Origin of the sequence: Nocardia sp. CC201C (assembly GCF_030010695.1) — a bacterium.
GTDB classification, from domain to species: domain Bacteria; phylum Actinomycetota; class Actinomycetes; order Mycobacteriales; family Mycobacteriaceae; genus Nocardia; species Nocardia otitidiscaviarum.
This window is the reverse complement of record NZ_JASCXP010000210.1, coordinates 1-12,719: the sequence shown is the minus strand read 5'-3', so window position 1 is coordinate 12,719 and position 12,719 is coordinate 1. Positions and strand designations below refer to the sequence as shown.

The window sequence follows — 12,719 nt, the reverse complement described above, 5'->3', positions numbered from 1 at the left end:
AGCAGCTGCGCAAGCTGGAGACCCTGCGCGAGGCGCTGGGTGCGGGCGCGGCCGATATCGACCGCGAGCTGGAGGCCGCGCGGGAGAAGATCGACGCCGCCCGTGCCGAGCAGAAGGCCGCCCGCAAGGCCGCGCACGAGTCCATCGAGGCGGTGGGCAGCGCGGAGGGCGCGCACCGCGCCGCCCACGACGCGCTCGGCACCGCCCTCGCCGAATTGCGCACCGACGTGCGGACTCTCGCCCCGTACGCCCGTCCGGATCTACTCACCCTGCTCGGCGCGCAGGCCGAAAGCCGCTGGCCCAGCAGCGATGCCGCCTGGTCCACCCCGGAGCAGCTGCTCTACCGCATCGAGAACGGCGATCCGGAGCAGCAGCCGGTGCTCCCGCCCGAGGTGCTCGAACTGTTCGAGAACCTCTCCGCCGCAACCGCTGCGGTGCGGGCGGGCGAGGCGGCCCGCAAATCCACCCGCAGCGCGGTCACCACCGCGCTGCAGGAGTTCGATGCCGCCCTCGCCGCCTCCCGCCAGGACTACCGCCTGCAGTGGGATGCCGCCGACGGACTCACGGTGGTACAGGTGCACGACGAGCACGGCCTGTCGGCCCTGGCCGATTTCGCCGAGCGCATCGCCGCCGCCCGGCGCGATCAGGAATTGCTGCTCACCGACTCCGAGCGCCGCATCCTGGAGGACGCCCTGCTCACCGGCCTGGCCCAGCAGATCCACGAACGCACCGGCGACGCCCGCGATCTCATCGCCAAGATGGGTGCGGAGATGAAGCAGCGGCACATGTCCTCGGGCAACACCATCGGCGTGCACTGGGTGCTCGCGGATACGCTCTCCGATCCGGCGCGGGCGGTCTGCAAGATTCTCGACCGCGACTCCTCCGAGCTCACCGCCGACGACCTGTCGACCATCCGCTCGCATTTCGCAGCGGAGATCCGGGCCGCCCGCGCCGCCCATCCGGAGCGGTCGTTCCCGGAGATCCTCGCCACCACACTGGATTACCGCACCTGGCGGGTGTTCTCCTTCACCATCATCACCGCCGACGGCACCGAGGACCGGCTCACCGTGGCCCGGCACAGCGCCCTGTCCGGCGGCGAACAGTCGGTCTCACTGCATCTTCCGCTGTTCGCGGCCGCGCACGTCATGCTCGATTCGGCCGATCCGCAGGCGCCGCGCCTACTCGCCCTGGACGAGGCGTTCGCCGGTGTCGACGACAACGGTCGCAGCGAATTGCTCGGCCTCTCGGTGCAATTCGATCTCGACCTGTTCATGACCGGCTACGACCTGTGGATCACCTACGACCACGTTCCCGCCTGCGCCCACTACGATCTCGCCCACTCCGCGGCTGAGAACACCGTCAGCGCCACCCTGCTCGTCTGGGATGCGGGCGATCTGCTCGCCGAACACGACGGCACCGACCTCACCACCGCCCTCGGCTCCCCCAACCGCCGCCGCACACCGCACACCATCGAAGGCGGCATCCCCCTCACCGACACTCTCCTGGCCGACGCCTGACCGCGAAGGGGAAATCGAAGGCGGCATCCCCTCGCCGACACTCTCCTCGCCGATGTCCGACCGCGAGGGGGAACCGGTGGCAGACCCCTCCCGGGCGTTACCGCCACCGGTTCCCGTGATCACTCGACCTACTCGGCGCGGTGTGGTCAGGGGTGGGCGGGCGCTTCCAGCGGGACCACCACGGCGGGCTGGGGGTGGGTGGGGCCGGTGGGGTGGGCGTAGCCGAGCCAGCCGGTGCCGATGAAGACGGCCAGCAGGATGGCGGTGGGGAGTTCGAGCAGGAGCCAGCCCGGCGGGTAGAGAGGTTCGCTGCGGGCGGCGCGGCGGATCGGGGGTCTCGGGTGTGCGAGGGCGGAGCGTGCCGTGCGGTTGGTGCTGCGGTTGCCGTGCCTGACCACCCGAAAAACCTCCCGAATCGTCCCCGCGGGTGTGCGGGGCGCAACGATGCCTGACCGATGTCGACCGTCGTGACGACGGAGTGCCGGCACGTGCGCCAGCGTCACACTATGCCGAACCACCTGCGCACACACCGGGCGAATGTGCGGACATCGCCTTGTCCGCGGGTTTGTCGCCCGGTGCGGCGTTCAGCGCGCGGAGGCGTCGGGTAGTCGGGCGGGGCAGGGCTGGCCGGGCAGGGTGGCGAGTTCGAAATGCCACCATTCGTTGTCGAAGGTGCGGCACAGACCCCAGCGGTTGCCGTTGACCTCCAGCCACGCCGCGCCCTCCCGCGGGCCGACGTCCACGGCCTGGCCGGTGACATGGGTGGATTCCTCGGGCGGCAGCACCCAGCGGCGAGCCTCCTCCGGGCTGCCGTAGGTGGCGATGCCGTCCTCCCACATGGCCTGCTGTTCACCGGGGCTGCGGTAGCCGGAGGTGATGGACAGCGGAACGCCCTGGGCGTGCGCCTCGGCGGCGGCCAGGTCGTAGGCGATGGCCAGCAGCGGGTCCAGGCCCGCGGTGGTGGCGACGAACCGCGCGGGTGGCTGGCCGGCACCGGCGGAGACCAGGTGGGTCGCGAAGTCCGCCACGCGGGTGCCGCCGAAGACGAGCAGGGCGGCGGCATCCGACGGCGTGAAGGACCGCGCCGTCGCGGACTCCCCGCCCGCGCCCGACGGCCACACCGTGGCGACCACCCCGTCGCGCGGGGACACCGTGGCGTCCGCCACCCCCGCCGGTGCGGTACCGGTTTCCTCGGTGGCGGCGGGAACAGCGGGTTCGGGGTGCGCGTGCGCCACCGATGTGCTCACGCCGCCGAACGCGGTACCGGCCAGCAGCGCGAGTACGGCTCCACGCCGCACCCCGCGCCCGCCCTCGGCACCGCGAGAACCACCCTCGCCCTTGTTCATCCGCATCCGCTCACCTCCACATATTCGTTCGCACACCCGACTCGGATCGGTCCCGAACCCGACCCGGTGCCACCCGACACCCGGCCCCGCAGGAGAACGCCGAAAACTCGCGAACCAGATCTTCCGCACAGCGACCGTCCGCGCATCCTATCGGCCCCACACCCCCACGGCGTTTCGCACCACGGCACGCCGCCGCGCCGGAATCGCACACGGACAGCCTCGACCGAACGGCGGCCGCTTGCGCGCCACCGCCGTTTTGCGCGCCGATGCCGACCGTGCGACAACCAGTCCGGCGCGACAGCCGCCGATGGGACGACTGGCACTCCGACAACCGCCCGACCGGGCGGTGGCCGCAGCCCCCAGCGACCCGAGCCGAACCCGCCGGAACGGTGGGCCGGGCGGCGGGCAGGTGCGGTTGGATGCGGAGGGCGCGTCCAGGCGACCAAGCCGTATTCGGTGCGTTGGCGACGGCGAGACCCGGCCTTGCCGCCCCGGCCACGGTCGCCCCGCCACGGGTGCGGCCCAAGTCGCGGGTGTAGAGGTGGCCAAGCCACGTCGGGTGCCGTTGGCGACGGCGAGGCCCGGCCTTCCCGTCCCGGCCACGGTCGCCCCGCCACGGGCGGCCATCCGCCGGACTTCGGGTGACGAATCCCCGTCGCGCGCCGACTGTGAGGGGTACTCCGACGATATGGACGCTGATTCGAGGTCACCGCACAGCGGGTCCGATGCGCCTGCTCCGGGTCCGGGTGGCGGGGGTCCAGCGCTGTCGCGGCGCGGGGCGCTGCGGCTGGGGGTCGGCGCGGCGGCGGTGTTGGGCAGTGGCAGCGGTGTGAGCGCACAGGCCGATCCGGGGATGTGGACGGAGTTGCGGGATCGGGTGCGGGGGCGGGTGCTGGTGCCCGGGGACGGCGAATACGCAGTCGCCGCACGGTTGTTCGATCCACGGTTCGATGGCCGCGTTCCGGCCGGGGTCGTAGCGGCGGCGGATGCCGAGGATGTCCGGGCCGCAGTGGGTTTCGCGGCCGAGCGGGGGCTCGCCGTGGCGGCGCGGGCGGGTGGGCATTCGTATGTCGGCGCGTCCGCTACCACCGATGCCGTGGTGGTCGACGTACGGCGACTCGACCGGGTGGCGGTCGCGGGCGATACCGTGACCGTGGGGGCGGGGGTGACATTGTTTCCGCTGCTGCGCGAGCTGGCGCGCTTCGGGCGGGCGCTGCCGGTCGGCACCTGCCCGACCGTCGGTCTCACCGGGCTCACGCTGGGCGGCGGGCTCGGCGTCGACTCCCGGACGTACGGGTTGACGTGTGATCGGCTCGTCGCCGTCGATCTGGTGCTGCCGGGCGGCGAGGCGCGCACGGTGTCGGATTCCCGGTTCCCGGATCTGTTCTGGGCACTGCGGGGCGCGGGCGGCACGGTGGGTGTGGTCACGTCGCTGACCCTGCGCACCCATGCCGCGACCGCGAAAGACGTCGTGCGGCTGACCTTTCCGCGCGATGCGACGGTGCGCGCCCTGCTCGGGTGGGCGCGCTGGATGCCGACGGCCGAGCGATCGGTCTGGGCGGGCCTCACCGTCTCGGTCGAGGCCGGGGACGCGGTGTGCCGGGCGCTGCTCGTCTGCCCGGCCGGGCTCGGCGACGCCGCCACCGCCGAATTCGCCGCCGCCGTGGGCGTTTCCCCCAGCGCGAAGGAGAGCTACACCCTGGACCATCTCGATGCGGTGCGCACCCTCGCCGGTGGCACCACCGACACGCCCCGCTCCACCAAGGCCGCCGGTTCCGATGTCGTCACCGATCTCACGGCGGCCGCCGAGCGGATTGTCGCCCACGTCTTCGCCGGATCCCGTTCGCGAGCACCGGGTTACGCATTGATCGACCCCCTCGACGGCGCGGTCCGCGACGCCGACCCGACGGCCTCGGCCTTTCCGTGGCGTCGCCACGCCGCCACCGTGCAGTGGCTGGTCGACTCCCCCGCCGACCCGGCCGCCGCCCACCGCTGGGTCACCGAGGCGCACACCGCCCTGGGCACGGCGACGGCCGGGGCCTACCTCAACTACCCGGAACCGGACACCCCCGCCGAACGGTACTTCGGCGACAACATCGGTCGGCTCCGCACGATTCGCCGCCTGGTCGACCCGGATCGCCGCCTGCGCACCGGCGCGGGAGTCTGACCGGCTTACGCCAGCTCTGTAGCGCCCCGCTACGAGCGGCGCGGCGATCTCACCGCGTCAGACGCGTTCCTTGGACCGGGTCCGCACCCGCAGCGCGATCGGCTTCTGGGTTTCGGCGAAGAAGTCGTTGCCCTTGTCGTCGACCACGATGAACGCCGGGAAGTCCTCGACCTCGATCTTCCACACGGCTTCCATGCCGAGTTCCGGGTATTCGAGCACCTCGACGGATTTGATGCAGTCCAGGGCCAGTCGCGCGGCCGGTCCGCCGATGGAGCCGAGGTAGAACCCGCCGTGTTCCTTGCACGCGCGGGTGACCTGCGCGGAGCGATTGCCCTTGGCCAGCATGACGAACGAGCCGCCCGCGGCCTGGAACTGGTCGACGTAGGAGTCCATGCGTCCGGCGGTGGTGGGGCCGAAGGAGCCGGAGGCGTATCCGTCGGGAGTCTTGGCCGGCCCGGCGTAGTAGACGGCCATATCGCGCAGGTACTGCGGCATCTCCTCGCCCGCGTCGAGCCGCTCCTTGATCTTGGCGTGCGCGATGTCGCGCGCCACCACCAGCGGACCGGTGAGCGAAAGCCGGGTCTTCACCGGGTATTTCGACAGTTCGGCGCGGATCTCGGACATGGGCCGGTTCAGGTCGATCTTGACGACGTCGCCGCCCAGGATCTCGTCGGTCTGCTCCGGCAGGTACTGCGCCGGTTCGCGTTCCAACTGCTCCAGGAACACGCCCTCGGGGGTGATCTTGGCCTTGGCCTGCCGGTCCGCCGAGCAGGACACCGCGATGGCCACCGGGCAGGACGCCCCGTGCCGCGGCAGCCGAATGACCCGCACGTCGTGGCAGAAGTACTTGCCGCCGAACTGCGCGCCGATCCCGAAGGACTGGGTGAGCTTGAACACCTGCTCCTCGAGTTCGAGGTCGCGGAAGCCGTGCGCGGCCATGGACCCCTCGGTCGGCATGGTGTCCAGGTAGTGCGCGGAGGCGTATTTGGCCGTCTTCAAAGCGAATTCGGCCGAGGTGCCGCCGATCACGACCGCCAGGTGGTACGGCGGGCAGGCGGCGGTGCCGAGCGAGCGGATCTTCTCGTCCAGGAATTCCAGCATGCGATCCGGATTCAGGATGGCCTTGGTCTCCTGGTACAGGAAGGACTTGTTGGCCGATCCGCCGCCCTTGGCCATGAACAGGAACTTGTAGGCCGGATGCGCGGGATCGCCCGCCGCCGAGTACAACTCGACCTGCGCGGGCAGATTGCTGCCGGTGTTCTTCTCGTCCCACATGGTGAGCGGCGCGAGCTGGGAGTAGCGCAGGTTCAGCTTGGTGTAGGCGTCGTACACACCGCGCGAGATCCACTCGGCGTCGTCGACGCCGGTGAGCACGCCCTCGGACTTCTTGCCCATGACGATGGCGGTGCCGGTGTCCTGGCACATGGGCAGGATGCCGCCCGCGGAGATGTTCACGTTCTTGAGCAGGTCCAACGCCACGAAGCGGTCGTTGCCGCTGGACTCCGGATCGTCGATGATCTTGCGCAGCTGCTTCAGGTGATCGGGCCGCAGGTAGTGGCTGATGTCGTGCATGGCCTCCTGGGTGAGCATGCGCAACACCTCCGGCTCGACCTGGAGGAAGGTGCGGCCGCCGGTGGAGAAGGTGCTGACGCCCTCGGTGGTGAGCAGCCGATACGGGGTGTCGTCGGCACCCGTCGGCAGCAGATCCGAGTACAGGAAGTCAGGCGCGGTCACGAATCGCACTCCTCGAGCAGGGCCGGGGGCGGCCGGGGCGTGTTGAAGCACCGGAGAGCCTAGCCAGCACGCCGCCGACCCCGTGCCTAAGGCAAACCTTATTTCTGCGAACCATGCAAAGGTTGCACCTTCAACCCGCACGGTGTTACCTGTCCATGATGCGATCGTCTGCGGTGGGGAGGGAAACAGCATGGCAACAGAGCCCGAGAGTGGCACCGTCACCGAGCCCCGGTGGCTCGACGATCTCGAGCGGCGCGCCTGGCTCGGCTTCGTCTTCACCCGCGACCTGATCGCCGCCGCGGTCGGCCGGGACTCCCTACGTGAGTCCGATCTCACCTATGTCGAGTACACCGTCTTGGCCCGGCTCGCCGACGCGCCCGACCACCGCCGCAGTTTCGCCGAACTGGCCGCGGTCCTGGAGTGGTCGCAGAGCCGCCTGTCCCACCAGATCACCCGGATGGAGAAGCGCGGCCTGGTGGCCCGGGAGTCCATTCCCGACGATGCCCGCCGCACCGCCGCCGTCCTCACCGACAAGGGCGCGCAGGTGCTGGAATCCGCCGCTCCCGCCCACGTCGACAGCGTCCGCCGGCACATGATCGACGTGCTGGACCGCGACCAGTTGGCGGCCCTGGCCGATATCTACGACACACTGCTGGACCACCATCGAAGACCGTCGGCCCAGCAACAACCCCGGAACCGTCATTCCGCGTGACGATTTCTCCGCCCCGCCCGTGTTTGGTTTCGCGCCCATCGGGTATTGGGTAAGACTAGGCTCGGCAACGGCTGCTCTGTCATGTGTTCCACGCAGACTGTCGGCAACCGAGCGCACACCGAGCACCCGAACCTGGCCTTAGTGAAAGGGGCAGGAGTTTCCATGTCCGACGTGTCCATCGGCCTTCCGGCGGATTCACTGCCCGCGGGGTCCGTCGACAACCTGCTTCCACAGCTGGTCGAACACCTGCGGCAGAATCGCACCGAGCTGCGCGAGGAGTGGGCCCGCCGTATTACGGACGCCCAGCTGCTGACCGCCATGACCCCGGAGGAGATCTTCTCCGAGGCGACCTCGATCTTCGACAACTACGTCGAGGTTCTCGAGACCGGTAGCGTCGAGGCGCTACAGGCGTACGCGCGTGACCTGTCCGAGCGCATCATTCCCAGAGGCGTCGAGACCGACGAGGTCCTCGGCATCGTGCTGTTGCTGCGAGATGTGCTGGCCCGCTCGCTGTTCGAGAAGTACCAGTCGAACTTCGAGCTGCTGAACCAGGTGCTCGACGCCTACGAACCCGCGGCCAACCGCATCGCCAACACCGTGGGCGTGTCCTTCGTGCAGGAGCGCGAGCGCGTCATCCGCCAGCAGCAGGAGGCCATCCGCGAGCTGTCGACGCCCGTTCTCCAGGTGCGTGAGCAGCTGCTCATCCTCCCGATCATCGGCGTGCTGGACTCGCAACGCGCCCGGCAGCTGACCGAACAGCTGCTGCGGGCCATCCGAGCCAATCGCGCCAAGGTGGTCGTCATCGACATCACCGGTGTGCCCGCGATCGACTCCACCGTGGCCAACCATCTGGTGCAGACCGTCGACGCCTCGGGCCTGATGGGTGCGAACGTCATCATCACCGGCCTGTCCTCGGAGATCGCCCTGACCCTCGTCACCATCGGCCTGGATCTGTCCAAGATGAACGCCGTCGGCGACCTGCAGGGTGGTATCGAGGAGGCGGAGCGGCTGCTCGGCTACGAGGTGTCGCGCGTGACCGCCGAACGCGACGGAAGGTAGACCGGGCCCGCTCATGCCGGTACCCATTCTGAAACAGGGGACCTACCTCATCGCGTCGGTGCAGTCCGCCCTCACCGACGCCGACACCGAGCGCCTGCAGGACGACCTGATGAAGTACGTCAGCAAGTACCGGGCGCAGGGAATCATCGTCGATGTCACGGCAATCGACGTGATGGACTCCTTCGCGGCCAGATCGCTGCGTACCATCGCCCACATGACCAAGCTGCGGGGTGCGGAGACGGTCATCGTGGGTCTGCAGCCCGAAGTCGCGTTCGCCATGGTTCAGCTCGGACTCACCTTCGAGGACATGCACACCGCCCTCGATCTGGAGGAGGGTCTGGCCTGGTTGAACATCAAACTCGATACCCGCCGCCAGCGAGACGGTCGTGATCGTGGCCGCTGACTACGTGGTGATCGCGGTGAAAGAGTCGAACGACATCGTCACCGCACGGCAGGCCGGGCGGGAACTCGCGCTGGAGCACGGGTTCTCACTCACCGACATCACCATGATCTCCACCGCCATCTCGGAGGTAGCCCGCAATATCACGAGTTACGCAGGCAGCGGGGAGATCCGACTGTCGGTGACCGACAAGGAAGGCCGCCGGGCACTGGTGGTACAGGCACAGGATCAAGGCCCCGGCATTCTCGACATCCCGCGGGCACTGGAGGACGGCTACTCCACCGGGCGCGGCCTCGGGCTGGGCCTGCCGGGCGCGCGCCGACTCATGGACAAGCTGATCATCGAGTCCACCCCCGGCCACGGCACTCTCGTGGAGATGTGGAAGTGGGTGCCCGCCGGTGCATGACGACGGATTCATCGGTGCGGTGGAATGGGCGGTCGCCGGACGGGCGCTACCCGGGCAGCGAGTCTCCGGCGATCGGTCGGTGATACTCGACGCGGGCGGCGATTCGGTGCTGTTCGCGGTGATGGACGGGCTCGGGCACGGTGCGGCCGCGGCCGACGCGGCCGATCGGGCGGCCCAGGTGCTGTCGGAGAATCGCGCCGAACCCCTGGACGTGCTGATGCTGCTGTGTCATCGCGCCATGGCCGACACCCGCGGCGCGGCGGTATCGCTGGCGCTGCTCGACGCCGGGGAGAAGGTGCAGTGGCTCGGGGTCGGCAATGTCGAATCCCGGATCATCGCCGCGGCTCCCGGCAAACCGGCGATACGGGCGGCGGCGCTGCTGGTCGGTGGGATCGTCGGCTATCTGCTGCCACCCAATCTGCAGGCGCAGACGGTGGCGGTGCGGCCCGGTGATCTGCTGCTGATGTCCACCGACGGCATCGTGCCCGATTACGCCGACGGCATCGACCTGGCCAAGCCGACCGCCGACATCACCGCCGAGATTCTGGCCAAGCACGCCAAGGACACCGACGACGCGCTCGTGCTCGCCGCACGGCACCGCGGGCATACGGGATCGACGCCGTGAGTGCGGTGCTGGCCGCCTTCCGCGCGGCGTACACCGGCGCACTGCGCCAGCACCTGCGCGCGCCCAACCAGACCACCCTCAACGAGGGGTACGAACTGGGCCGCCGTGCCCTGGTGGAGGGTGTCAGCATCCTCGACCTCACCGAGCACCACTTCCGCATCCTGGAGGACGAGGGGCTGCTGCCCGCCGCGCACGACGAACGCGCCGACGCCGCACTGGAATTCCTGCTCCAGACCATGGCGGCGCTGGACGTGGCCACCCGCGGCTTCCTGGACGGGGCGCGGCGCTACGAGGCGGAGCGTTCCCGCGCCGAGGATCTCGCCGGACGCGACGCCTTCCGCACCGCGCTGGTGGAGTCACTGCAGGACGGCTTCTTCGTGGTGGACTCGAACGGCACACTGGTGGAGGTCAACTCGGCCTTCGGCGCGCTCACCGGCTACGGCCCCGACGGCGTGCCGTATCCGCTGCCGCATCCGTGGTCGGTGCCGGACGGCCCGCGCTACCCGGATCTGGGCACCGACGCGGCCCGGTTCGTCATGCCGGTGCGGCATCGCGACGGGCGGCGGCTGTGGCTGGCGGTGAGCACCTCGTCACTGGTGAAACCCGAAGACGGGGAACGGATCTTCGTCGGCACCATTCGCGATGTCACCGCCGAGCACGATGCGCAGGCCCGCGATCAGGCGGTGTCGCGGCTGGCCACCGCGGTGGGCGCGGCCACCAGCGTGGTGGAGGTGCTCACGGTCGGGCTGGAGGAGCTGCGGCACACCGTCGGCGCGGAGTCGGCAGTGGTGTCGGTGTGGCCGAACCGCCATACCGGGCCGGAACTGTATGTCTCCGAAGACAATCCGCGCACGGGCGAGTCACGGCAGGTATTGGACGCGCGGGCGCGGGCGCTGCTGGACCGGGCCCGGCTGCGGCCGGGCCGCAGTATGTTCGCCATTCCGGAGGGCGCGTCCAGCTCCGAGGGGATCGTCGCGCCGCTGGGCGAGACCGGGGATTCGGCGCTGTGGCTGCGCTTCGCCGCGCCGCGCGCCATCAGTCCGGGTGACTGGGCGCTGTTCTCGCTGCTGGTCGGGCATCTGAGTCTGGCGGTGCAGCGGGCGCGCAACTTCGATCAGGCGCGTTCCACCTCGCTGACCCTGCAACGGGCCATGCTCGGCCCCATCGAGCTGCCGCCGCGCTTCTCCGTGCACTACGAACCGGCGTTGCCGCCCTTGGAGATCGGCGGCGACTGGTACGACGTCGTCCGGCTCGAGGACGGCACCATGGGCGTGGTGGTCGGCGACTGTGTCGGACGTGGGCTCTCGGCGGCCGTGGTCATGGGGCAATTGCGCACCGCCGCACGGGCATTGCTGCTGCGCGGGGCCGGTCCGGCACAGCTGCTGGCCGAACTCGACACGGTCGCCGCGCGGATTCCGGGTGCCATGTGCACCACGGTGTGCGCGGCCATCCTGGATCCGGTGCGCGGTCTGGTCCGCTACTCCAGCGCGGGACATATGCCGCCGGTACTCGCCGAACCGGGCAGCAAGGGCCGCCTGCTGGAAGGCGGCCGGTCGGTTCCATTGGCCACCTTCGATCCGCCCCGCCGCCCCGAGGCCACCACGCCGATGGCTGCGGGATCCACGCTGGTGCTGTTCACCGACGGTCTCGTCGAACAGCGCGGCGTGGATATCGACGAGCGGTTCGTGGAACTGGCCGACGAACTGTCCGGGGTTGCCGGGCAGATGCCGCGCGAGGTGGCCGACTCGGTGCTGTCGCGATTGCGCCCGGCCGGGGGTTACGACGACGACGTCGCCATGGTGGTGTACCGGCAGCCGCCGGCGCCGCTGCACCTGGATTTCCCGGCCGCTCCCGGCGAACTCGCCGGGATGCGGCGTAGGCTCGAGGCGTGGCTGGATTCGGCGGCGGTCCCCAAGGAGATCGCCACCGACATCATCGCCGCCGCCAACGAGGCATGCAGCAACAGCATCGAACACGCCTACCTGGGTGGGCACCCGGCGCGGGTGGAACTGCTCGCCGAATCCGGGATCGACACCGTCACCATCGATGTCTGCGACACCGGCGTGTGGCGGCCGCTGCCCGCCGATCCCGGACACCGTGGGCGTGGTATCGCCATGATGCAGGCGCTCACCGACAAACTCGATATCGACCACGGCGGACCGGGGACCCGGGTGCGGATGGTGGTGCGGCTGCCCGCGGTGTCGTTCTCCGCGGCGGCGAGTCGCCTATGAGCGGCACGATTGCGCCACCGCCTCCGGTGTAGCTGCCGAAATGCTGCGGTAGCCGGGTATTTCACCACGAGCCCGGCTACCGATCCGATACCGATGTGGCCGACGATGCAGCGGGAAAGGACCGTTCATGGCAGATTGTTCTGATGTGACCAACACTTCCGGAGACGCGTATCCCCTCGCCGACACGATGACCACCACGGTCTCGGTGCGCGACGAAGCGACCGTGCTCACCGTGGCCGGCGAGGTCGATCTGGCCACCGCCCCCGCGCTCGAGAACGCCATCGACGCGACGCTGGGCGGCAAACCCACGGCGCTCGTGATCGATCTGTCCGACGTCAGCTTCCTCGCCTCGGCGGGGATGGCGGCCCTGGTGGCCGCCCATCAGCGCGCGGGTGACACTCGCATCGCCGTCGTGGCCGACGGCCCCGCCACCGGCCGCCAGCTCAAGATGACCAATCTGGACCAGGTCTTCGCGTTGTTCCCCACTCTCGACGAAGCCCTGGCCTCCTTCCGGCCCAACTG

Annotated in this window: 11 protein-coding genes and 1 pseudogene; 9 read left to right on the top strand and 3 right to left on the bottom strand. The window is 69.9% G+C overall.

The features are described from left to right. Positions 1-1,517: SbcC/MukB-like Walker B domain-containing protein (locus QK444_RS21285; RefSeq protein WP_282782943.1), on the top strand; the 1,517-nt coding region annotated here is incomplete at its 5' end. Between the two features lie 146 nt (positions 1,518-1,663). Here the strand turns inward: QK444_RS21285 and QK444_RS21280 are convergent. Both QK444_RS21280 and QK444_RS21275 read right to left on the bottom strand, forming a co-directional pair. Continuing rightward, positions 1,664-1,915 carry a hypothetical protein gene (locus tag QK444_RS21280; protein ID WP_282782941.1) on the bottom strand — a complete coding sequence of 84 codons (252 nt, stop codon included), beginning with the start codon at positions 1,913-1,915 and terminating at the stop codon, positions 1,664-1,666. A 186-nt stretch (positions 1,916-2,101) separates the two neighbouring features. Continuing rightward, positions 2,102-2,476: pseudogene (locus QK444_RS21275) on the bottom strand (M15 family metallopeptidase); the annotation flags it as partial. Positions 2,477-3,551: 1,075 nt separating this feature from the next. Between QK444_RS21275 and QK444_RS21270 the strand changes: the two are divergent. Beyond that, positions 3,552-5,030, top strand: a complete 1,479-nt coding sequence (locus tag QK444_RS21270) for an FAD-binding oxidoreductase (protein ID WP_282782939.1) — start codon at positions 3,552-3,554, stop codon at positions 5,028-5,030. A gap of 57 nt (positions 5,031-5,087) precedes the next feature. Here QK444_RS21270 and QK444_RS21265 read toward each other — a convergent pair whose 3' ends face one another. Then, positions 5,088-6,764, bottom strand: coding sequence for a fumarate hydratase (locus tag QK444_RS21265; protein WP_282782937.1), 1,677 nt, complete (start codon positions 6,762-6,764; stop codon positions 5,088-5,090). A 190-nt stretch (positions 6,765-6,954) separates the two neighbouring features. Here QK444_RS21265 and QK444_RS21260 point away from each other — a divergent pair, with 190 nt between their 5' ends. The 7 genes from QK444_RS21260 to QK444_RS21230 form a co-directional block, all read left to right on the top strand. After that, entirely contained in the window at positions 6,955-7,476 is a 522-nt protein-coding gene (locus tag QK444_RS21260; RefSeq protein WP_282782935.1) for a MarR family winged helix-turn-helix transcriptional regulator, read from the top strand. A gap of 162 nt (positions 7,477-7,638) precedes the next feature. Further along, positions 7,639-8,535, top strand: a complete 897-nt coding sequence (locus QK444_RS21255) for an STAS domain-containing protein (RefSeq protein ID WP_029923542.1) — start codon at positions 7,639-7,641, stop codon at positions 8,533-8,535. A gap of 13 nt (positions 8,536-8,548) precedes the next feature. Continuing rightward, positions 8,549-8,938, top strand: coding sequence for an STAS domain-containing protein (locus QK444_RS21250; RefSeq protein ID WP_029923541.1), 390 nt, complete (start codon positions 8,549-8,551; stop codon positions 8,936-8,938). Then, positions 8,928-9,341 (top strand): anti-sigma regulatory factor, encoded by a 414-nt coding sequence (locus tag QK444_RS21245; RefSeq protein ID WP_282782931.1) that lies wholly within the window; start codon positions 8,928-8,930, stop codon positions 9,339-9,341. The genes QK444_RS21250 and QK444_RS21245 overlap by 11 nt, the downstream gene beginning before the upstream one ends. Beyond that, the gene (locus tag QK444_RS21240; protein ID WP_282782929.1) at positions 9,334-9,966 is read left to right on the top strand and encodes a SpoIIE family protein phosphatase; all 633 of its coding nucleotides are present in this window, start codon (positions 9,334-9,336) and stop codon (positions 9,964-9,966) included. The genes QK444_RS21245 and QK444_RS21240 overlap by 8 nt, the downstream gene beginning before the upstream one ends. Next, the gene (locus QK444_RS21235) at positions 9,963-12,197 is read left to right on the top strand and encodes a SpoIIE family protein phosphatase (protein ID WP_282782927.1); all 2,235 of its coding nucleotides are present in this window, start codon (positions 9,963-9,965) and stop codon (positions 12,195-12,197) included. Before QK444_RS21240 ends, QK444_RS21235 begins: the two co-directional genes overlap by 4 nt. Before the next feature lie 187 nt (positions 12,198-12,384). Next, positions 12,385-12,719 (top strand): STAS domain-containing protein (locus QK444_RS21230; RefSeq protein ID WP_282782945.1); only part of this gene is annotated, 335 nt, incomplete at its 3' end.

What these genes read in the sequence shown, in the direction of transcription:
- QK444_RS21270 (WP_282782939.1), top strand. Translation starts at nt 3,552, where the DNA reads ATGGACGCTGATTCGAGGTCACCGCACAGCGGGTCCGATGCGCCTGCT.
- QK444_RS21260 (WP_282782935.1), top strand. Translation starts at nt 6,955, where the DNA reads ATGGCAACAGAGCCCGAGAGTGGCACCGTCACCGAGCCCCGGTGGCTC.
- QK444_RS21255 (WP_029923542.1), top strand. Translation starts at nt 7,639, where the DNA reads ATGTCCGACGTGTCCATCGGCCTTCCGGCGGATTCACTGCCCGCGGGG.
- QK444_RS21250 (WP_029923541.1), top strand. Translation starts at nt 8,549, where the DNA reads ATGCCGGTACCCATTCTGAAACAGGGGACCTACCTCATCGCGTCGGTG.